This window comes from Corynebacterium uberis (assembly GCF_020616335.1).
Taxonomy (GTDB): Bacteria; Actinomycetota; Actinomycetes; order Mycobacteriales; family Mycobacteriaceae; genus Corynebacterium; species Corynebacterium uberis.
Genome location: NZ_CP085051.1, coordinates 11,758 through 32,583, shown reverse-complemented (window position 1 = coordinate 32,583; position 20,826 = coordinate 11,758). Strand labels below are relative to the sequence as shown.

Genomic DNA, 20,826 nt, shown 5'->3' with positions numbered 1-20,826 from the left:
CACCACCGGTTGGACACAGGGCGGCTGGCCGCCCGACCCCCACGGCACCCGCACGCCCCAACAACCCGCAGGAGCGGCAGGACAGCCGGACGAGGGGGCGTCGATAAGCACCCCACCTAGCGACGACGCGCACCGCGACCGCATCCAGGGACTCATCGGACCCGACTACCGGCTGCAATGGGTCATCGGCCACGGCGGCATGTCCACCGTCTGGCTTGCCGACGACGTCGCCCACGACCGCGAAGTAGCCATCAAAGCGCTGCGCCCCGAATTCTCCAACAACACCGAATTCCTGGAGCGCTTCCGTAACGAAGCCGAAGCCGCCGAACACATCGACTCCGACAACGTCGTGCGCACCTTCGACTACCGCGAAGTCCCCGACCCCACCGGCACCGTCTTCTGCTTCATCGTCATGGAATACGTCCGCGGCGAATCCCTGGCAGACCTGCTCGCCCGCGAAGGCAGCCTGAGCGAAGACATGGCCCTCGACGTCATGGAACAAGCCGCCCACGGGCTCGCCGTCATCCACTCCATGGGCCTAGTCCACCGCGACATCAAACCAGGAAACCTCCTGGTCACGCAGGCCGGGCAGGTGAAGATCACCGACTTTGGCATCGCCAAAGCCGCCGCAGCCGTGCCCCTGACCCGCACCGGCATGGTGGTAGGCACCGCCCAATACGTCTCCCCCGAACAAGCCCAAGGCCAAGAGGTCTACGCCACCTCAGACGTCTACTCCCTGGGCGTGGTCGGCTACGAGATCCTATCCGGGCGCCGCCCCTTCACCGGCGACTCCTCCGTCTCCGTGGTGCTCGCCCACATCAACCAAGCCCCGCCGCAGCTGCCCACCGCCGTGACCGCGCAAACCCGCGAACTCATTGGCATCACCCTGCGCAAGGACCCCAACACCCGCTACGCCGACGGCTCCGAGCTGGCCAACGCCATCTCGCGGGTGCGCTTAGGCGCGCGCCCCCCGCAACCGCGCACCGCCGCCGTCGCCGGGCCCGCACCCGAACCCTCACCCACCTCCGCGACCGCCCTGCTCGGGCAGGTGGCCAACCCGCCCGTCGCGGGGGCCGCCGCCGGGGCTGGCGCTGCGGGTGCCGCCGCGCTGGCTGGAGCCGGCGCTGGGGCTGGTGCGGGTGATGCCCAGGCAGCCGAGGCGGCCCAGGCCGCCCAAGCCGCTCAGGGTGCCCAGGCCGCTGCGCCGGGGGCCGGCGCCGCCGGAGCCGCGGGTGGCGCAGGCTCCCGCACGGGCAGCGGCGCCGCTGGCACGGGCTCGAAGGACCAGAAGAAGGGCGGCTTCGGCGTGGGCCTGGCCATCGCCGCCGCCATCGCCGTCCTCGGGGCTGTAGGCTACGGGCTGTACTCCATGGACTTTTTTGGGTCCGGCGACTCCGCCGCATCCACCACCCCCACGCCCACCGAACCCGCCATCGTCACCCAATACGTGACAGAAACCCAGGCCACCACCATCGTGGAAACCGCGCACTCCAACCCGGATGACGCAGCAGTAGATGAAGGCGACGGCGACGAAGCAGGCGACCCCGCTGAACCGGCGTCGCAACGCCGCAACGACGCCGCCAGAGACAAAGATAAGGACAACCCCGCCCGATCCACCGCCCACGCCCGCGCCCACGGCGACACCGCTCGCACCGGCGCCGGCAACAATGACGCCAACTCCGGCGACACCAACCCGGCGCGCGGCGGCGACCAACCCGCCGGCGCGGACCACGGTGCCGGCCAAGGCGCCGGAACAGCCGGACACGGCGGCGCAGAAGACGCCGCCGGTGCCCTGGTCTCCGGGGCGGCGGATGCAATAGATAACCTCACGGACGGGGGTAGGTAAATAGATGAGCACCATCGCGCAACGCTATGAACTCGGCGAGGTCATAGGCACCGGAGGAATGTCCGACGTCTACGCCGCCCAGGACACCCTCCTGGGCCGGGGCGTCGCCGTGAAGGTCCTGCGCCTGGAGCTAGCCCGCGACGTCAACTTCCGGGAACGATTCCGCCGCGAGGCCCAAAACTCCGGCAAGCTCAACCACCCGGCCATCGTCGCCGTCTATGACACCGGCGAGACGATGATCGACGGCATCTCCGTGCCCTACATCGTCATGGAACGCGTCTTCGGCCGGACGCTGCGCGACATTGTGCGCGAAGACGGGCCCATGAGCCCCGCCGACGCCGCCGCCACCCTCATCCCCGCCGCCCAGGCCCTGCAAGCCTCCCACGACGCCGGGATCATTCACCGCGACATCAAGCCCGCCAACATCATGATCACCAACACCGGCGCGGTGAAGGTCATGGACTTTGGCATCGCCCGGGCGCTTAATGACACCAGCTCCGCGATGACCCAGACGGCGGCGGTGATCGGCACCGCCCAATACCTCTCCCCCGAGCAGGCCCGCGGCCGCAACGCCGACGCCCGCTCAGACATCTACTCGCTGGGCTGCGTGCTCTACGAACTGATCACCGGCCGGCCCCCCTTCGAAGGCGACACCCCCTTCGCCGTGGCCTACCAGCACGTCCAAGAAGACCCCGACGCCCCCTCCCACTCCATCCCCGACCTGACCCCGACCGCGGCCGTCAACGTCGACTCCGTGGTGCTCACCGCCATGGCCAAGCACCCGGCAGACCGCTACCAAACGGCCGTCGACTTCGCCGCCGACCTGGAGCTGCTCTCCCGCAACGCCGTCACCCAGGCGGCCCGCTCCCACGTCTCCACCGGTGCGGGCGGCGTCGCGCCCACGCAGGCGTTTAACGACGCCGCCCCGACCCAGGTCACCCCCGCCCAACCCGGACCCCGGCGCGCCGCCGGCCAACAGCGCCCGACGCAGCAGCGCCCCGCCCAGCAGCGCGGCCCCCGCGGCGAGGTAGCCCCCACCGGCCGCACCGAGGCCGCCGCCTCCACCCGGCACGCCGCCCCGGAGCAGCAGACCTCCAGCCACTGGCCCGCCTGGGTGGCCGGCATCCTGGCCGTGGTGGTCATCGGCGTCGGCGGCGCCTTCGCCTACGACTACGCCTCCAACAAGAACAACGACGGCTCCGGCAGCTCCTCCTCCCAGGCCTCCGACACCATCGAACTGCCGGACGTGACCAACAAGAAACGCGGCCCCGCCCAAAAGCAGCTCGAAGATTTAGGCTTAAGCGTCACCGTCAAGGAAGAGCCCAGCCCCACCATCGCCCAGGACGTGGTCATCCGCACCAACCCCACCGCCCACTCCGCGCTGCGGCCCGGCACGTCGGTGGAACTGGTGGTCTCCTCCGGCAAGGAACAAACCGACGTGCCCAACCTCAAGGGCATGACCATCGAGGGCGCCGCCCAGGCGCTCAAGTCCGCCGGCCTGGTGCTCAACGAGCAGGTCTCCGAGGAACCCTCCGACGCCACCGCCCAAGGACTGGTGCTCAGCCAGGACCCGCCGGCCAGCGCGCACATCTCCAAGGGCTCCCCGGTGACCATCACCGTCTCCTCGGGCCCCAAGCAGGTCTCCGTGCCCAACCTGGCCGGCATGAAGCTGTCTGACGCGCAAACCACCCTCGACGGGTTGGGGCTGCGCGCGCGGATCGTCTACGTCGACTCCACCGAGGACAAGGACACCGTGGTCGCGGTACGCCAGGCCGGCAACACCGTCGATCACACCGCCACCGTGGACGTGCAGGTATCCAACGGGGAACTGTTCGTGCTTCCCGACGTCGCCGGGCTCAGCCGCGGTGACGCCCTGCGCAAGCTTCACGACGCCGGCTGGAAAGCACCCGACAGCGCACTCGCCCAAGGTGACCCGGTGCCCACCACCGACCCCGCCCAGCGCGACACCGTCGCCCACGTCTCCCCGCGCCCCGGCACCGAGATGCGCCGCGACGACCTCATCACCGTCCAGATGTACGATTTCAACCTGCTCAACCTCGTCCGTTAGGTCCCCCTGACCCACGAGCGGTCAGCGCACGGCCCCGGGCACAGCCTCCTGATAGACTGTGCCCGACCGTGCGCCACGCACACACGTCGAAGTTCTTTACAACCGCTAACCCACCGAAGGTGCCCTTCATGCCCAAGTCCAAGATCTCCGCATCCACCGCCCCGCTGGCCACCATGAGCTCCACGGCCAACCGCACGCCGGTCAAGATCAACGGCGGCGGCACCCCCGTGTGGTACAAGGTGCTCATGTTTGGCTTCATGGTCGCCGGGCTGGCGTGGCTGATTGTCAACTACCTCGCCGGGCCGTCCATCCCCTTCATGGTGGACCTGGCCCAATGGAACTACGCCATCGGGTTCGGGCTGTTTATCATCGGCCTCCTCATGACCATGGGGTGGCGTTCTTAGAAACCCCCCTTTTCCCGCCGTTGCCTAGCGCGCAACGGCGGTTTTTTTGTGCCCTGCGGGCCTGGACCCATGCCGCCTGCCGCCGCGGCGGAGAGCCGGGCTGCTTGAGCACAAGCGCTGAAATGTTCTATCCACAGGCTGGGGGAAACTCTGTGGACACGGGCCTGAGACAGAGTTATCCACACGTGCACAACCCGGATTCCCCCAGTGTCCACAGGGCGGTGGGGTGTTCGAAGCTGCCCCGGTTGTGACTGGTGAACCCACCTTATAGGGCGGAAACGTTCGGTAAATGACAAAAATGTAGTTATCCACACTGTGGATAACTCCTGTGGATAACTCGCCCCCGAGCCCCGCAGTGGACAACAGTGCACAACGCTGTGGACAGCTACCCCAACGCCACAACCGGGCTAGCCACCAGCCAGGCCAACAACCCCACAACCACAACGCCCACCCCCGCAACGCCAGCCGCGCGCACCCCCCGCGAACGCGCCACCACAATCACCACGGCGATCACCGCCCCCGTGATCAACCCACCCGCATGGCCCCACAGCGACACCCCCGGGCTCATCAGCGTATACACCACATTCACACCCACCAAGGACAACGCCCCACCCAGCTGGCTGCCCCCGCCGCCACGCACCGCCAGGCCCACCAACACGGCCATCAGCCCATACAGCGCCCCAGAAGCGCCGGCAGTCGGCGTCAACGGGTTCATCGCCAACACAGCCGCACTCGCCCCCAACCCGGAGACCAGGAAAATCGCCCCAAACAGCGCACTACCCACCGCACGCTCCACCACCGGCCCAATAACCACCAGCATGAAACCATTAAGCACCATGTGCGGCAGGCCCAAGTGAATGAACATGTTGCCCACCACGCGCCACAACCCCGCACCCTGCGTGGCCACCGCAGGACCATACAAAATCCACGACTCCGCAACCGAAGACCCCGCCACCTCCATCGCAGAACCCGCCTGCACCGCAGTGACCACCCACACCACCACGATGATTCCCGTCAACACCGCCGTCACCGGGGCCTGAGACAAACTACGCACATAACTCATGGGCCACAGCGTACCCAGAAACACCAACGCCGCAGCTCAACCACACGCTCTTCACGTGCGGGAGGCTGCGGCGCTGAGAATGCCTACGGTTGCGTTGAGGGGGCGTCGAAAAGCGAACTACTCGCCCTCGATGATCTCCACTGACTCGATGACCACCGGCTCAGTCGGGCGATCCATGCGATCCGTCTTCGTCGTCGCAATGGCATCCACAACCTTCTGCGACTCCGGATCAGTCACCTCACCGAAGATCGTGTGATGGTTGTTCAGATGCGGCGTGGGGGCAACAGTGATGAAGAACTGCGAACCATTCGTCCCCGGGCCCGCATTCGCCATCGCCAGCAGGTACGCGCGATCAAAACGCAGCTCCGGGTGGAACTCATCATTGAACTTGTAGCCCGGGCCACCCATGCCCGTGCCCGTCGGATCCCCACCCTGGATCATGAAGTTCTTGATCACACGGTGGAAAATCGCCCCATCATAGAACGGACCCTCCGCAGACCCAGACGCATTCTTCTCCGAATAGTCCTTCGTGCCCTTAGCCAGGCCCACAAAATTCTCCACCGTCACCGGCGCATGATTTCCAAACAGCTCAATGGCAATATCGCCACGATTCGTATGCAACACAGCGGTCGCGGTCTTAGCAGTCATGCCCACCAGTCTAACCACCACCAGCCCCCGCGCGCCGAAGGAAGTGATTACTCTAGGAACCAGAACTGACCCACAGTGAGGGAGACCATGAACAGCACCACCCTAAGGGTCGGGCTCACCGCGGCCCGACGCGCCTGGAACCAATACTCCGACTTCCGCGACCGCAAGGCCGCCCAAGCCTACGACAAGCTCGTCGAAGCCGCCGACTCCTACGACGACGTCACCGACGACATCAAAGACAAAAGCCACCAGCTCCTCGAAGACACCAAAGACCAAGCCGGCAAAGTCACCAACCGCGCCCGCAAGCGCCTAGACAACGCCAAGAAGGCCCTCGAAGACAAGGCCCAAGACTTTGGCAAACAAGCCTCCGAAGCCCAAGAAGAGGCCACCGCCAAATCCAAAAAACTGTCCAAGCGCACCAAGAAGCGCGCCCAAAAAGCCGCCGACAAGGCCGCCACCAAGGCACAAGGCAAGCTCAACCGCAAGGACGCGAAGAAAGCCGCCAAGAACGCCAAGAAGCAGCTCAAGAAGAAGACGGACACCAAGTCCGGACGCGGCTTCTGGGGCAACCTGGGCATCGTTACCCTCCTCGCCGCCATCATCGGCGCCGCCTACTACTGGTGGACCAACCGCAAACAAGCCGCAGACACCACCCCGCCGCGCGTCGAAGAATACTCCCGGCCCACCAGCCAGCCCAGCGAATCCAAGCTGGTCTATACCACCACCAGCGCTGATGCCGCGGCTGGGAAGGCTGCGGAGGGTGATAAGACTGAGGACGCCGCCAAGCCTGCGCCGAAAACCGAAGCCAACGACCTCGCCGCCTCCCTCGACGAACAACTCGAGCGCCACCGCGCCGAAGTAGGCAAGGAAAAGGCCGCCGCCGGATCCCACCAGGTGACCCGCGACGCCAAGCCTGCGCCTAAGGCCGAGGCGAAGACCGACGTTGACGCCGCCGACGCCGCCGCCGAAGAAGCCAAGACCGACGCCGAGCCCAACCCCACCCCCGCGGTCACCCTCGACGAGCAGGAGACCAACGGCGAAAAGATCGACGCCACCTACGAGGTCCACGACGACGACCCCAAGAAGAAGTAGGCTCGCGCCTAGCTTTTTTAAGAACTACTGCACCCCGCCCCGCCTGCGGCATGATCGCCGCCCGGGGCGGGGTTCTATCATGTGCGGCATCATCGACTTTACTTGCTGGTTCCGGGGGCGATGTCTTCACGGATTTTTTGGCCGCCGCATTTCCGCAGGTCAGAATTTAGTTTCCGCGGCAGGTTACGACATGTTCGAATAGCAGCCGACCGCGCACCCGCAGCACCCGGCCGCAACCGCAGCACCGCCCCGAATGTCGCTTATGCCGCACGTACTGCGCGCGATGTCTTCACGGATTTTTTGGCCGCCGCGTTTCCGCAGGTCAGAATTTAGTTTCCGCGGCAGGTTACGACATGTTCGAAAATCAGGCGCCCGCGGGATTGCTGTGCCGCATATCGACGCCGCCCCGGAGCACCGCATGCCGCGTCACGTACAGCACCGCAGACGCTATGTCGGCTGATGTCTTCACGGATTTTTTGGCCGCCGTATTTCCGCAGGTCAGAATTTAGTTTCCACGGCAGGTTACGACATGTTCGAATGCCAGGCGCCGCGAAACGGTGCGCAGAGCGAGGCGCAGAGCGACGGCGCCGCGAAACGGTGCGGCGGAACGCGTAAGCACGCGACAAAGCCAGCGCGGCGGCGGCGCCGCAGGGCCAGCGCACCGGCGCGCGGCCGGGGCGTCGATTAGCGGGACGCGTCCGCGACGAGTTGGTCGAGCTCTTCGAGCTGCGCGCCGCCTGCCATCTGTACTGTCAGCTGCTCAATGTCTACCTCGGCGCGCGGGCCGGACATGATGACCTCGCCGAGGCCCAGCACCAGGAAGTGGTCGCCAACCGCGTAGGCGTGCCGCGGGTTGTGGGTGATGAAGATGACGGCCACGCCGCGCTGGCGGGCGCTGGCGATCAGGCGTAGGACCATGCCGGATTGCTTCACGCCGAGGGCAGCGGTGGGCTCGTCGAGGATGAGTACGCGGGCGCCGAAGTGTACGGCGCGGGCGATGGCCACTACTTGGCGCTGGCCGCCGGAGAGGTCGGAGACGGGGACGTCGACGTCGTTAAGGTCTACCCCGAGGTCGTGGAGGGCGGCGGCGGCCTGGGTGCGCATCTGTTCGGTGCGCAGCAGGCCGAGCGGGCCGGTGAGTTCCTGGCCGAGGAAGAAGTTGCGCCACACGCTCATGTCGTCGACGATGGCCAGGTCCTGGTAGACGGTGGCGATGCCGGCGGCGAGTGCTTGGGCGGGGCCGGGGAAGCGCACGGGGGTGGCGTCGATGAGCATCTGGCCGGAGGTGGGCTGGTGGACGCCGGCGAGGATTTTGATGAGCGTGGATTTGCCGGCGCCGTTATCGCCAAGCACGCAGAGCACTTCGCCGGGGCGCACGCTTAAGTTCACGCCGCGCAGCGCCTCGACGGTGGCGTAGCGGCGGCCGACGTCGCGCAGTTGGATGATCGGCTTAGTCATGATCGGGCCTTTCTGGTCCAGGCCGCCACCGAGGTGTTGGTGACCACCGCAAAAAGCAGCATTGCGCCGAGGAAGAATTTGAACCAATCTGGGTTCCAGCCGGCATACACAATGCCCTGGTTGGTCACGCCGAATATGAGCGCGCCGATTGCCGTGCCAATGGCGGTGCCGATGATATAGAGGAACTCATTGCCCACGCCTTGGCCGGCCTGGATGGAATCGAAAAGGAAGAGCGTGTGCATTCCTACGAACCATCCGGCGAAGGCCACGCCCATAAACAGCGCGATAGTCACCCCGCGCACCGGCACGCCGACGGCGCGTGCTGCCTGCGCGTTTCCGCCGACCGCGTAGATCCAGTTGCCCCAGCGGGTGCGGTTGAGCAGCACCGTGGCCAGCGCCACAAAGGTCAGCCACCACAGCACCGTGATGCGCACGCTGATCGGCCCCAGGTCGATGGTGGAGGCAAAGACCGCGCGGGCGGAGTTGAAGCCTTCCATGTCCGAAATAATGGGGGTTGCTACCTGCCCAGTGACCAGCTTTGTCACCGCCAGGTTGACGCCCTGGAGCATGAGAAATGCCGCCAGGGTAATAAGGAATGAGGGGATGCCTGTGCGGGTGACCAAAAAGCCATTGAGCGCCCCGATGGTCAGGGCGATGAGTAGCGAAATTCCGGCGCCCACCCAGCTATTAAGGTGCAGGTTGTAATTGAGCATGGTGGCGGCCAGTGCCGCGGTGGTCACCATCACGCCGGCGGAGAGGTCAAACTCCCCGCCGATCATGAGCAGGCCCACGGCCAGGGCCATGATCCCGATGGTCGAGGACGCGTAGAGCACCGTGGAGGCCGCCTCGAAGGAGCGAAACGGCGGGGCGACGATGCTAAACGCGGCGATGATGACCACCGCGCCGATGAGGCTGGCCAGCTCCGGGCGGCGCAGCAGGCCCTTGAGATTGCGCTGGGTCATCGCAGCCCTGCCTTCGCGGCATCCGCAATAAGGTCTACGTTGGATTTGTCTACAAAGCTCGGGCCGGTGAGCACCGGTTGGCCGCCGCCCACCGTGGTGCCGTTGCGCTTGGCCAGCCACAGCGCATCCACCGCCAGGTAGCCCTGAAGGTAGGGCTGCTGATCCACAGCGAAGGCGATCCGGTCCTTCTTGATGGCCGCGACCAGCTCCGCATTGGTGTCAAAGGTGGCAATGTGCACGTCCCCGCGCCCGGCGGCATCCTTAGCGTCCGCCGCGCGCAGCGCCACCGGGGCGACCAGGCCCATGAGCCAGCGCACCTGCTTGTCCTGGGACAGCTTGGCCTGGATGGTCGCCTGCGTGGCCGTAAGGTCCATGCCGTTGACGTAGAGGATATCCACCTGCCCGGCCCCGCCGAGGCCCTTGCGCAGCCCCGCGCAGCGATCCTCCTGGGAGGAGTTGCCCTGCTCATGGATGACGCACAGCACCTTGCCCGGGTTGCCGCCGTTGTCCTTGGCCAGCCGCTCGCCGGCGCGCTGCCCGGACAGGGCCTCGTCCTGGCCGAAGAAGGCGGACAGCCCGTAATCCTGGTAGCGGCTCATCCCGGCGTTAAGTCCCACGACGGGGATCTTTTTGTCCACCGCCCGGCGCGCCGCCGGCCCGATGGCGTCCGGGTTGGGCAGGGTCACCGCGATGCCGTCCACGGCGGCGTCCACGGCCGAATCCACCAGGTTGGACTGGTTGGGTGCCTGCGGGTCCGCGCTGTAGCGCAGCTCCACGTTGTCCTTGCGGGCGGCGTCTTCAGCTCCCTTGCGCACGAGGTCCCAGAACGTATCGCCCGGCGCGCCGTGGCTGATCATGGCCACCGTCATTCGGGGGGTGTCCACGGTCCCCCCGCCGGCCGCGTTGGGGTCCGTCCGCGGTGCGCCCCCGGTTGCCGAGCACGCCGTCAGCGCCGTCAGCGTCGTCAGTGCGGTCAGCAGCGCCACGAATGTGTAGACAGGTTTGTGCAGGTTCACTCAGCCAGATAACCGCAGGTCAATGCGCCTGGTCAAACGGGTATGTGCGCTTCTTGATCGATTAAGTCGCCTTGTCCTGCGCTTATCGACGGGGGTAGGCGGGGGTAACCGTCATGCCCCCGCCCTCACCGTCACCACATGAGAAGCGCAACAGCACCTTGCCGCTGCGGCCCGGCGCCAGGCTCGCGCGCACGGCCTCCTGAACATCGTCGGCCGCAAAGGTTTGGTCTACCGGCAGGGTCACGGAGCCTTCCGCCACGCGCTGAATAACCTCGCCGATCAGCGCCATCTTCTTGTCCTGCGGCATCTGCTCGGCCACCCGCTTGCCCCAAAAGCCGCGCACGGTGATGTCCTTAAAGATGATCGTGCCGGCCGAAAGCTCCATGTGCTTTTCTGACATCGCCCCGAAGGTCACCAGCGTGGCCCCAGGCGCCAGGAGCTTGAGCACCTGGTTGGCCGCCGGACCGCCCACCGACTCCACCCCGGCCACAATGTCCGCCCCGCCGGTGATCGCGGCGACCTGCTCGCGCCAGTCCTCCTGCTGCGTGGAGACCACCCGGTCCAGGCCCTGCGTGGCGGCATCGCGGCGCACCAGGCCCACCACGTTGACCCCGCGGGCGGCGGCCAGCTGGGACAGCAGGCGACCAATCGTGCCGTTGGCGGAGTTGACCACAATCCACTGGCCGGGCTCAACGTTGAGGAAGTCCAGCAGCGTCACCGCGCTAAAGGGCATGGCCACCAGCTGGGCGGCGGTGGCATCGTCCAGCTGGTCCGGCACCGGGATCACCCCTGCGGCATCCACCACGGCGTAGTCTGCCCACACGCCAAAGTGCGTGCCGGAAACCACCCGCTGACCGGGACGCAAGTGCGCGACGTTGGCCCCGAGGGCGTCGATAAGCCCCACGATCTCCGTGCCGGCAGGGGCGGGCAGCTGCGGGCGGAAGCCGTACGTGCCGCGCACCGTGGACAGGTCATGGTTGTGGATCGGCGCCAGCGTCACCTTGACGCGCACCTGGCCGGGGCCGGGCTCCGGAATCGGGCGGTCCTCCACGTGCAGGACCTCGGCGGGGTTTCCAAATTCGGTGTGAACAATTGCGCGCATGGTGAGGCTCGGCCTTTCTGTAGCGTGTGCTCTGCTCGTATCTTCCGCATGGTCGCACAGAAGCCGGGGGCGCGCCACCGGGCTACAATTAAGGTAGTACCTAATTGTGATGAGAAGGAGACCCCCATGCGCGCCGTGAGAATCCACGCACCCCGAGACATCCGCGTCGAAGACATCGACAAACCCCAGCTCATCGACCCCACCGACGCCATCATCCGCGTCACCACCACCTGCATCTGCGGCTCCGACCTGTGGCCCTACCGCGGCGCCGAAGACGTCCAGGGGCCCGCCCAAATGGGCCACGAATACGTTGGCGTCGTCGAAGAAATCGGCCCCGAGGTCCACACCGTCAGCCCCGGCGACCTGGTCGTCGGATCCTTCGTCGCCTCCGACAACACCTGCGAAATCTGCCAATCCGGCTTCCAATCCCGCTGCGTCGACCAAGTCATGATGGGCTCCATCGGCACCCAAGCCGACTACGCACGCATCCCGCTTGCCGACGGCACCCTAGTCACCGTCCCCGGCACCCCCACCGCCGCACAAACTAAAAGCCTCATGGCCGCCTCCGACGTCCTCGGCACCGGCTGGTTCGCCGCCGTCGCCGCCGAAGTAGAACCCGGAAAAACCGTCGCCGTGGTTGGCGACGGCGCCGTCGGACTCATGGGGGTGCTCGCCGCCAAACAACTCGGCGCCGAACGCATCATCGCCATGTCCCGGCACAGCGCCCGGCAGGCGCTCGCCCGCGAATTCGGCGCCACCGACATCGTGGAAGAACGCGGCGGCGAGGGCATCGCCCGCGTTAAAGAACTCACCAACGGGCTGGGCGCCCACTGCACCATCGAAGCCGTAGGCACCGACCAATCCATGCACCAAGCCATCGGCGTGACCCGGCCCGGCGGACACGTCGGCTTCGTCGGCGTCTCCCACGGCGTGGAACTCGACGGCATCGACCTGTTCTACTCCACCGTCAGCCTGCTCGGCGGGCCCGCCCCCGTACGCCGCTTCCTCCCCGAACTCATCGACCTGATCATGACCGACCAGATCAACCCCGGACGCGTCTTCGACCTCGAGCTGCCCATCGAAGAGGCCGCCGAAGGCTACAAGGCGATGGACGAACGCCGCGCCACCAAGGTGCTGCTCACGCTGTAGCGGTGGGGTGAGCCGCGGGGGCAGGGCGGGGCATGCTGGTGGCGGTGTGCCCCGACCTAACTGCTGCGATTTACCAGCCAAGATCGCGTTTTTTCGGCGGAGTGATTCCTTCAGGTAATGACACCCCATAACCCATACTCTTAAGTGTCTGCGCCGCCACATCTGGATTATCCCGAACCGCGGCACAAAGCTGTATGTCCCGCCATGAATCCCGTGTCACTACAATACGTTCCTCCCACCCGAATTTACCCTCAAATCCGCATTCCCTGATCAGGAAGTAGATAAACTCCTCGATACTCGGACGAAAACGGTGTCCTCCGACCGGTATATGCAACGCCTCTAGCTTTCCCTGCCGGGAATCCTTGTTCGGTCGATTAATCATTAGCGCAGGGCTAAGCCAGTTCCCTACCCCAGTAAAGTGAAGATGGGCTGCCGGATGAGAGCTTTTTTCTTTTTCGTAGTCAAACCTTAAGACCGGGGCAGTACCAACTTTTAGGCTAAAACATGACCTAGCCACTGCTAGATTTTTACTACGCCCACTGAGAAAAAGGTTGTACACTACGAATGCAGAGTATAGTCCGGAAGGATATGCTGGACCTCCAGGAGGATTAAAATTGAGGGGGAAATTCACCTGCAACGTGTATCGTTCAGCATTGATGTCACCGTAGGAATGAAACTCCACATCCACCAATGGAAACGAATCTATCAGTGTAGACTTTAGTTGATCTTTAAACTCATCGACTAGTTCTTTTAGCCTCATCAGGCCGCCCCCCTTCTGATACCTAGTGCTTAGTCTTCAACAAGAAAATCAAGCGCACAGAGTTCATCATAAAGACGACGATCCCCCACCGAGAGCGCACCAATAGAAGCTAAATCATCAAGATCCTTCCGCGAAAGTGGAACACCTTCATCCACAAGATAATCGAGGTTTCGAAGTTTCTCGGAGATAAAGTTTCGCCGCTCCAGGACCTGCTTGTGGGTCATCCAGTGCTCATTAAGCGTTGCGTTTTCCATGACCTACTCCTCATCATTCGGTAGAACATCATAGGGAACAGAGCACTCAGCCCCCTTGGTTGAATGATGCATCACCTTGGCAAACCCGTCAACATCGATCAACGTTTAGAGCACGATTCCCGCAGGTAGACGCACTGAAATTTGCTGTCCCCCACGGGCCACCAGCACCCGCCCTATCCCGGGAGAATCCACCCCCGCTCCTCGGCCACCCGCACCGCTTCAAAGCGGTTGCCCGCGCCCGTCTTGGCAATGATCGCGGAGATGTAGTTGCGCACAGTACCGGCAGATATGCCCATGTCCTGGGCAATGTCACCGGGGCTTAGGCCCCGCAGCGCGCGGCGGGCTACTTGCTCTTCCTGGGGTGTCAGGGGCGAGGCGATGGTGGCCCAGGATTCGGCGGCCAGTGCTGGGTCGATGGCACGCAGTCCGGAGTGGACGCGGCGTATGGCCTGGGCAAGTTCTTCGGGCGGGGCGTCTTTGACCACGTAGCCGCGTGCCCCGGCGGCCAGGGCGCGGGCGAGGTATCCGGGCCGGGAGAAGGTGGTGACTATGAGTACTCGGCACGCCGGGTAGTCCTCGCGCAGGTGCTCGGTGGCGGCAAACCCGCCCCCGCCGGGCATGTCGATGTCCACCAGGGCGACGTCTGCGCGGCTGCGCTGAGCGTGTTCGGCAAGCCCGGCGGCGCTGTCTACTTGGGCGACGACTTCGATGTCGCGTTCCATGGACAGCAGGGCGGCGAGGGCGCCGCGCACGAGGGCTTGGTCATCGGCAAGCAGGACCCGGATGGTCATGGCCCGACCTCCGCACGTACCACCGTGCCACCGCCTGCGGGGGAGGTGATGCGCACGGTGGCGCCGGCGGCGTCGCAACGCGCGATGAGTCCCGCAAGCCCCGTACCTGCGCCAACCTGCGCGCCGCCGCGCCCATCGTCGCGGATTTCTATCCATCCCGGACCCAGCGTGATGGCACAGGAGCGGGCGTGGGCGTGGCGCACCACGTTGGTCACGGACTCGCGCAGCGCCCACGCCAACAAGCCCTCGGCAGCAGGCTCGCCGGAAGCCGAGGACAAAACAGGGGTTGCGTGGGGGCGCAGGTCCGTGACCGTCACGTCTACGCCTGCCGCCTGCACTGCTGCCCGCGCGGCGGCAAGTTCGGCCTTCAGTGTGGGCTGGCGGGTGCCCGTGACGGTCTCGCGGACCTCGTGGAGCGCGGTGCGTGAGAGCTGGGCGATGGCTGCGACCTCGCCGCGGGCGGCGTCGGCATGCTGCATGTCCAGCAAACGCCGCGCGAGCTCCGCCTTGAGGTTGATCACCGTCAGGCTGTGCCCCAGCAGGTCGTGGACGTCGCGGGCCATGGCCTCGCGCTGTTGGGCAAGCTCCAGCTCGCGGGTCAGCTCCTCGAGGCGCGTCTGGTGCACGATCAGCCGCCCCATCACCAGCAGGATGACGGGAATGGCCAGCCCCATGAGCACCGAACCGGGTTCCGTCTCACCCCAGGAATGCGCGAAGCTAATCACCAGCGACAGCCCCATGCACGCCGCCGTTCCCGCCACCGCCCACCAGAAGGGCGCCTGGAACGCCACGAAGGCGACCAGGAAGTTGCTCAGGTAGATCACCCGGAAACCCACGCCCACGCTGCTCAGCGCCGCAACCGCGATGAGCGCCAACCACCACACCCACCAACGGGCGTGGCGCGGAACCCGGCGCGGGCGGGTGGCCCCAAACGCGAATGCGGCCAGGTAGACCACGCAAAACAGCGCCACGCTCAGCGCGGACCACCACACCTTCCAGGCCGGGGCCGCACTACGTGCCACGGCGATGGAGATGACGGGCGCCATGACCAACCAGATCCCGGCGATGGCTGCCGAAAACCAGTCGATCTCCCGCAGCCACGCGCCCTTAAGCCTTGTGTTCACGACGCCAGAATGCCACTACTGCGCAGCTCAGCGCGAACATGACCGTCCACATGATCGCGCTGAGCAGCGCCGGCCACCACTGTTCAGCCACCAGGTAGGGAGGATCCTGGATGGGTTGCAGCCCTTGGGCCACCGGGTACCCGGCAAGGACGTTGACGCCCCAGGTGGGCGTCCAGCGCGCCCAACCCAGCAGGTCAGCAGGCAGCGGGGTGAACATGTTTCCGGCGAACCCCAGCACCACAATGAGCGTGCTCGCCACGGCCACCGCCGCCGAGCGCGGCCACGCCAGCGCCCATGCCAACCCATAGAACACCCAGGGCACCGTGCTGATCAGGCATAGCCCGGCGACGGCGAACCAGCACCATCCGGGCATACGCACCCCGGTTAACGCGCCGACGGTGAGCGTGGCCACGATCGGGAAAGCTCCTGCCACCAGCGCCGCCGCCAGCTGTGTGAGCGTGCGGTGCAGCGGGCTCAGCGGCGTGAGCGCAAGCTGACGCGCCCACCCCTGCCTCGCCTCAATCACACTCGTGCCCACCGTGGCCACCACCCCCACGAGCGCCCCGTAGAGCGTCATGCTCACCAGCACGCGCGCCCCCACGCTCGCACGCCCAAGTTCCTCCTGGGCAAAGGGCTGGAGCGCACCGAACATCAGGTACATCGCCACCGGCAGCGCGGTGGAGAAAAACAGCGTGGTCTTATCCGCCAGCATGCGGCGGATTTCCAGCAGGGTAAAGGTCATTGGTCTTCCTCCGTGAGCTGCACAAATGTGTCTTCCAGGCTGGGTTGGGTGATCTCTAAATCGTGGCCGCCGGCCTGCAGGATCCGCGCTGCTAGACCGTCGCCATCGGCAACCTGCGCGCGGATGCGCACCCACCCGTCGCTTGTCGACGCCCCCACCACCTGCGCATCGCTGCCCACCTCACGCACCCAGTGCGTGGGCACCGTCGCCACCACCGTCTTGCGGTTCACCCGCGCGCGCACCTGGTCAGTCGGGCCGTCGATGAGCACCCGGCCCTTGCTGAGCACCACGATGCGATCGCACACCTGCTGCGCCTCGGCCAGGTAGTGGGTGGCCATGACGATCACCCGCCCGCGGGAGGCCTGGCGCTGGAGTTCTGCTAGCAGGTGGTGGCGCGCCTGGGCGTCCATCCCGGTGGTCGGCTCATCGACAATGAGCACGTCCGGGTCCGGCAACAGCGCCAACGCGTAACGCAGCCGCTGGCGCTGCCCACCCGATAAGGTGCCCACCTTCCGGCCCGCCAGATCCGCGATCCCCGCGGCCTCCAGCGCCGCCTCCACCCCAATGTGGCTGCGCATTGTCGACGCCACCGTCTCCACCGTGCGCCGCACCCTCAGCCCCGGCACCAACTCCCCGCTTTGCAACAGAGCGCCCACGCGCCCGACCCGAATCGCCGCACGCGGGGCAACCCCGCACAGCAGGGCCTCCCCGGAGGTGGGTGCGGTGAGGCCGAGGGCGACGTCGATAAGCGAAGATTTACCGGCACCATTAGGGCCCAGCAGGCCCACGATCTGGCCGGGAAACGCCTCCATGCTCACCCCGTCTAGCGCCACGACGGGCCCGAAGCGTTGGTGGATGGTGCGCAGTGACAGCAGCGGTGCATTCATGCCACCCAGTACACGCGGGCCGGCGGGCGGGCACCCGTGCCAAAAGTCATAGGTGGGCTGTGGCGCCTGTCATGGTGGTGAGCCGGTGGAGGCAGTTATGCAAAAACCCGGCGCGCCAGTGTTGTGGCGAACCGGGTTGTGGTGAACGATGCTGTGGAGCATAGGAGAATCGAACTCCTGACCTCCTGCTTGCAAAGCAGGTGCTCTACCAATTGAGCTAATGCCCCATCGTTCCTTGGTGGGCCTAGCAAGAATCGAACTTGCGACCTCATCGTTATCAGCGATGCGCTCTAACCGACTGAGCTATAGGCCCGTGGAACGAGTTGTAACTCTACCCAGAGCGTGGCGGTGAACACAAATTCCCTGCTCACCGCCCGTTTCCTAGGTGTGGAGCGTCAACCCGATTCCGCCGAAGAGATCCACCACGGCGTTGTAGATCAGGGCGACGATGGGCGCCAGGATGGTCATCAGGATGGCAAAGACCGCGCCGAACAGGGCGGCCACGCTGACCACCATGCCGAAGGAGATGACCTCCTCGCCGCCGATGCCACCAATGATGCCGTTGGCCTTGTCCCACACGCCCGCGGCCTCCATGCCGAAGTAGAGGACCACCACGCACAGGATCCAGGCGGCTAGGCCGACCAGGGATAGCGCCAGGGCAACTCTAAAGGCTGAGGCCGGGGCGATCCTGGCGACTACTACTTGTCTTTGGGCCATCGTGGATTAGTCCTTTGCCTTCTGGTACCTAACGGTACCTACTGGAGCGTGCTGGTACTGGTGCCTATTTTTCTTCAGGCTCGCCGGAAGCTGCGTCAGATTCTACCCCGGGGATGTCCGCGAAGGTGGCCTGCGCGCCCTTGTCCTTGTCGGCGGGCCCATCGACGGCGCCGGTGGCTACCGCTTCGGCCGTTTCTTCACCCTCACCTTCGACGTTGCGGTCAATAGCCAGCAGCTGCACGCCCTTCTCCAGGTTGACCAGGCGCACGCCCATGGTCGCCCGCGCCGAGGAGCGGATCTGATCCACGCGGGTGCGGATCACCCCGCCGGCGGAGGTGATGGCAAAGATCTCATCGTCCTCCTGGACCGCCAGGGCGCCAACGAGCTTGCCGCGCTTGGGCGTGTACTTGAAGGTGACCACGCCCAGTCCGCCGCGGCCCTGGACGTTGTACTCCTCCATGTCCGTGCGCTTTCCGTAGCCGCCGGTGGTAGCCACCAACAGGGACCCGCCCTCGGTAACCACGCACATGGCCAGCAGCTGGTCATCGCCGCGGAAGCGCATGCCCTTCACGCCGGCGGTGGCCCGGCCCATGGGGCGCAGCTGGTCATCGTCGGCGGTAAAGCGGATGGCCTGGCCCTCTTCAGAGACCAGCAGCAGGTCATCGGTCTCGTTGCACAAGGCGGCGCCGATGAGGCGATCATCCTCGGCCAGGTTGATGGCAATCAGGCCGCCGGAGCGGTTGGTCTCATAGTCCGCCAGGCGGGACTTCTTCACCCGGCCCTGGGCGGTGGCCAGCACTAGGAAGGGCTGGTCCTCATAGGACTGGATCTGGATGACCTGGGCGATGCGCTCCTCCGGCTGGAGTTCCAGCAGGTTGGCCACGTGCTGGCCGCGCGCGGTGCGGGAGGCCTCCGGCAGCTCATAGGCCTTGAGGCGGTAGACGCGGCCAAAGTTGGTAAAGAACAGGATCCAATCATGCGTGGAGCTGACAAAGAAGTGGCGCACCACGTCATCAGACTTCAGCTCCGCGCCGCGCACACCCTTGCCGCCGCGCTTCTGGCTGCGGTAGGCGTCCACCTTGGTGCGCTTGGCGTACCCGGTGGAGGTGATGGTGACCACCACGTTCTCGCGGGCGATGAGGTCTTCCTCGGAGACGTCGCCGGTGGCGGCGACGATCTGGGTGCGCCGCTCATCGCCGTACTTCTCCACGATCTCGCCGAGCTCGTCGCGCACGATGGCGCGCTGGCGGGCTGGGGAGGCCAGGATGTCCTTCAGGTCGGCGATTTCTGCCTCGACCTCTTCCAACTCGTCGATGATCTTCTGCCGCTCCAGGGCCGCCAGGCGGCGCAGCTGCATCGAGAGGATGTGATCGGCCTGTACCTCGTCGACGTCGAGAAGCTCCATGAGCCCGCTGCGCGCGATGTCCACGGTGGCGGACGCGCGGATGAGCGCGATGACCTCATCGAGGGCGTCGAGGGCCTTGACCAGGCCGCGCAGGATGTGGGCGCGCTCCTCCGCCTTGTTCAGGCGGAACTGGGAGCGCCGCACGATGACGTCGATCTGGTGGGCGACGTAGTAGCGCAGCATCTGGTCCAGGCGCAGGGTGCGCGGCACCCCATCGACAATGGAGAGCATGTTCGCGCCGAAATTGGTTTGCAGCTGCGAGTGCTTGAACAGGTTGTTAAGCACCACGCGCGGCACCGCGTCGCGCTTGAGGGTGATCACAATGCGCAGGCCCACGCGATCCGAGGTCTCATCGTCAATCTTGGAGATGCCCGCCAGCTTGCCGCTAGCCACCTGTTCAGCGATGTTGGAGACCAAATTATCCGGGTTGACCTGGAAAGGCAGCTCCGTGATCACGATGGTCTGGCGATTGCCCACCTCCTCAATGGTGGTCACGCCGCGCATCCGGATCGACCCGCGTCCCGTGGTGTAGGCATCATTGATGCCCTGATCACCAATGATCAGCCCCGCGGTGGGGAAATCCGGGCCCTTGACGCGCTCCATGCACGCCTCCAGGGCCTCCTTCTCGCTCGCGTCCGGGTTATCCAGCAGCCAATTAATGGCCTCGCCCAACTCGCGCAGGTTATGCGGCGGAATGTTGGTGGCCATGCCCACGGCAATACCGCCGGAGCCGTTCATCAACAGGTTAGGCACCCGCGCCGGCAGGACGTCCGGCTCCATGGTCTTGCCGTCATAGTTCGGGGAGAAATTGACGGCATCCTCGCGGATATCGCGCACCATCTCCATAGCCAACGGAGTGAGCTTGCACTCCGTATAACGCATGGCGGCCGGGCCGTCATTGCCGCGCGAACCAAAGTTGCCCTGGCCGTCTACCAGCGGGTAGCGCATATTCCAGTCCTGGGCCAGGCGCACCAGGGTGTCATAAATCGCCGAGTCGCCGTGCGGGTGGAACTGGCCCATCGTGTCCGAGACAGGGCGCGCCGACTTCACATACCCGCGCTCCGGGCGGTAGCCCGAGTCAAACATGGCGTACAAAATGCGCCGGTGGACGGGCTTGAGGCCATCGCGGACCTCAGGCAGCGCGCGGCCCACAATGACGGACATGGCGTAGTCGATGTAGCTCGACTGCATCTCCTCATTGATATCGATGGGATGAATGCGGTCGAAGAGGTCCTCGCCGGTGCCACCGGTGTTGTCGCTCAAATTGTCACCTCAATGCTCGATGTGGCTATCAGACAGTCCCATAATAGCCGTCTGCGACTTTCCCCGGGCTGAGGC

The 20,826-nt window shown here is 65.5% G+C and carries 19 protein-coding genes and 2 tRNA genes; 5 read left to right on the top strand and 16 right to left on the bottom strand.

Annotation, left to right across the window (positions count from 1 at the left end):
* Positions 1-103 precede the first annotated feature (103 nt).
* The 3 genes from LH390_RS00155 to crgA all read left to right on the top strand — a co-directional run bounded on the left by LH390_RS00155 (position 104) and on the right by crgA (position 4,318).
* The gene (locus LH390_RS00155; protein WP_227282679.1) at positions 104-1,846 is read left to right on the top strand and encodes a serine/threonine-protein kinase; all 1,743 of its coding nucleotides are present in this window, start codon (positions 104-106) and stop codon (positions 1,844-1,846) included.
* 4 nt (positions 1,847-1,850) lie between these two features.
* On the top strand, positions 1,851-3,914 hold the full coding sequence (gene pknB, locus LH390_RS00150; protein ID WP_227281164.1) for a Stk1 family PASTA domain-containing Ser/Thr kinase: 2,064 nt from the start codon (positions 1,851-1,853) through the stop codon (positions 3,912-3,914).
* A 128-nt stretch (positions 3,915-4,042) separates the two neighbouring features.
* On the top strand, positions 4,043-4,318 hold the full coding sequence (gene crgA, locus LH390_RS00145) for a cell division protein CrgA (RefSeq protein WP_227282680.1): 276 nt from the start codon (positions 4,043-4,045) through the stop codon (positions 4,316-4,318).
* Between the two features lie 385 nt (positions 4,319-4,703).
* On the opposite strand, the gene LH390_RS00140 is transcribed toward crgA, so the two are convergent.
* A complete protein-coding gene (locus tag LH390_RS00140) occupies positions 4,704-5,381 on the bottom strand; it encodes a rhomboid family intramembrane serine protease (RefSeq protein ID WP_227281165.1) in 678 nt (225 codons plus the stop codon).
* 117 nt (positions 5,382-5,498) lie between these two features.
* Positions 5,499-6,029, bottom strand: coding sequence for a peptidylprolyl isomerase (locus tag LH390_RS00135; protein ID WP_227281166.1), 531 nt, complete (start codon positions 6,027-6,029; stop codon positions 5,499-5,501).
* A gap of 87 nt (positions 6,030-6,116) precedes the next feature.
* Between LH390_RS00135 and LH390_RS00130 the strand changes: the two genes are divergently transcribed.
* Positions 6,117-7,121 carry a hypothetical protein gene (locus LH390_RS00130; protein WP_227281167.1) on the top strand — a complete coding sequence of 335 codons (1,005 nt, stop codon included), beginning with the start codon at positions 6,117-6,119 and terminating at the stop codon, positions 7,119-7,121.
* A gap of 684 nt (positions 7,122-7,805) precedes the next feature.
* Here LH390_RS00130 and LH390_RS00125 read toward each other — a convergent pair.
* The 4 genes from LH390_RS00125 to LH390_RS00110 all read right to left on the bottom strand — a co-directional run bounded on the left by LH390_RS00125 (position 7,806) and on the right by LH390_RS00110 (position 11,659).
* Positions 7,806-8,579 (bottom strand): ATP-binding cassette domain-containing protein, encoded by a 774-nt coding sequence (locus LH390_RS00125; RefSeq protein ID WP_227281168.1) that lies wholly within the window; start codon positions 8,577-8,579, stop codon positions 7,806-7,808.
* Positions 8,576-9,541 carry an ABC transporter permease gene (locus LH390_RS00120; protein ID WP_227337376.1) on the bottom strand — a complete coding sequence of 322 codons (966 nt, stop codon included), beginning with the start codon at positions 9,539-9,541 and terminating at the stop codon, positions 8,576-8,578. The genes LH390_RS00125 and LH390_RS00120 overlap by 4 nt, the downstream gene beginning before the upstream one ends.
* On the bottom strand, positions 9,538-10,551 hold the full coding sequence (locus LH390_RS00115; RefSeq protein ID WP_399524925.1) for a substrate-binding domain-containing protein: 1,014 nt from the start codon (positions 10,549-10,551) through the stop codon (positions 9,538-9,540). Before LH390_RS00115 ends, LH390_RS00120 begins: the two co-directional genes overlap by 4 nt.
* A gap of 88 nt (positions 10,552-10,639) precedes the next feature.
* The gene (locus LH390_RS00110) at positions 10,640-11,659 is read right to left on the bottom strand and encodes a zinc-binding dehydrogenase (RefSeq protein WP_227281170.1); all 1,020 of its coding nucleotides are present in this window, start codon (positions 11,657-11,659) and stop codon (positions 10,640-10,642) included.
* Between the two features lie 126 nt (positions 11,660-11,785).
* On the opposite strand from LH390_RS00110, the gene LH390_RS00105 reads away from it, so the two are divergent.
* The gene (locus LH390_RS00105) at positions 11,786-12,808 is read left to right on the top strand and encodes a zinc-dependent alcohol dehydrogenase family protein (protein WP_227281171.1); all 1,023 of its coding nucleotides are present in this window, start codon (positions 11,786-11,788) and stop codon (positions 12,806-12,808) included.
* Between the two features lie 70 nt (positions 12,809-12,878).
* Here the strand turns inward: LH390_RS00105 and LH390_RS00100 are convergent, their stop codons facing one another.
* The 10 genes from LH390_RS00100 to gyrA all read right to left on the bottom strand — a co-directional run bounded on the left by LH390_RS00100 (position 12,879) and on the right by gyrA (position 20,751).
* On the bottom strand, positions 12,879-13,568 hold the full coding sequence (locus LH390_RS00100) for a hypothetical protein (protein ID WP_227281172.1): 690 nt from the start codon (positions 13,566-13,568) through the stop codon (positions 12,879-12,881).
* Positions 13,569-13,597: 29 nt separating this feature from the next.
* Positions 13,598-13,822: a hypothetical protein gene (locus LH390_RS00095; protein ID WP_227281173.1), complete on the bottom strand. Its 225-nt coding sequence runs from the start codon at positions 13,820-13,822 to the stop codon at positions 13,598-13,600.
* A 173-nt stretch (positions 13,823-13,995) separates the two neighbouring features.
* Positions 13,996-14,613: a response regulator transcription factor gene (locus tag LH390_RS00090; protein WP_227281174.1), complete on the bottom strand. Its 618-nt coding sequence runs from the start codon at positions 14,611-14,613 to the stop codon at positions 13,996-13,998.
* Entirely contained in the window at positions 14,610-15,737 is a 1,128-nt protein-coding gene (locus tag LH390_RS00085) for a sensor histidine kinase (RefSeq protein WP_227324320.1), read from the bottom strand. The genes LH390_RS00090 and LH390_RS00085 overlap by 4 nt, the downstream gene beginning before the upstream one ends.
* Positions 15,721-16,479, bottom strand: coding sequence for an ABC transporter permease (locus LH390_RS00080; protein ID WP_227281176.1), 759 nt, complete (start codon positions 16,477-16,479; stop codon positions 15,721-15,723). Before LH390_RS00080 ends, LH390_RS00085 begins: the two co-directional genes overlap by 17 nt.
* Positions 16,476-17,366: an ABC transporter ATP-binding protein gene (locus LH390_RS00075; protein WP_227281177.1), complete on the bottom strand. Its 891-nt coding sequence runs from the start codon at positions 17,364-17,366 to the stop codon at positions 16,476-16,478. Before LH390_RS00075 ends, LH390_RS00080 begins: the two co-directional genes overlap by 4 nt.
* 154 nt (positions 17,367-17,520) lie before the next feature.
* A tRNA-Ala gene (locus LH390_RS00070) sits at positions 17,521-17,593 on the bottom strand.
* A 9-nt stretch (positions 17,594-17,602) separates the two neighbouring features.
* Positions 17,603-17,679: transfer RNA gene (locus LH390_RS00065), tRNA-Ile, on the bottom strand.
* A gap of 68 nt (positions 17,680-17,747) precedes the next feature.
* Positions 17,748-18,083, bottom strand: coding sequence for a DUF3566 domain-containing protein (locus LH390_RS00060; protein WP_227281178.1), 336 nt, complete (start codon positions 18,081-18,083; stop codon positions 17,748-17,750).
* A 64-nt stretch (positions 18,084-18,147) separates the two neighbouring features.
* Positions 18,148-20,751 (bottom strand): DNA gyrase subunit A, encoded by a 2,604-nt coding sequence (gyrA, locus tag LH390_RS00055; RefSeq protein ID WP_227281179.1) that lies wholly within the window; start codon positions 20,749-20,751, stop codon positions 18,148-18,150.
* Positions 20,752-20,826 lie beyond the last annotated feature (75 nt).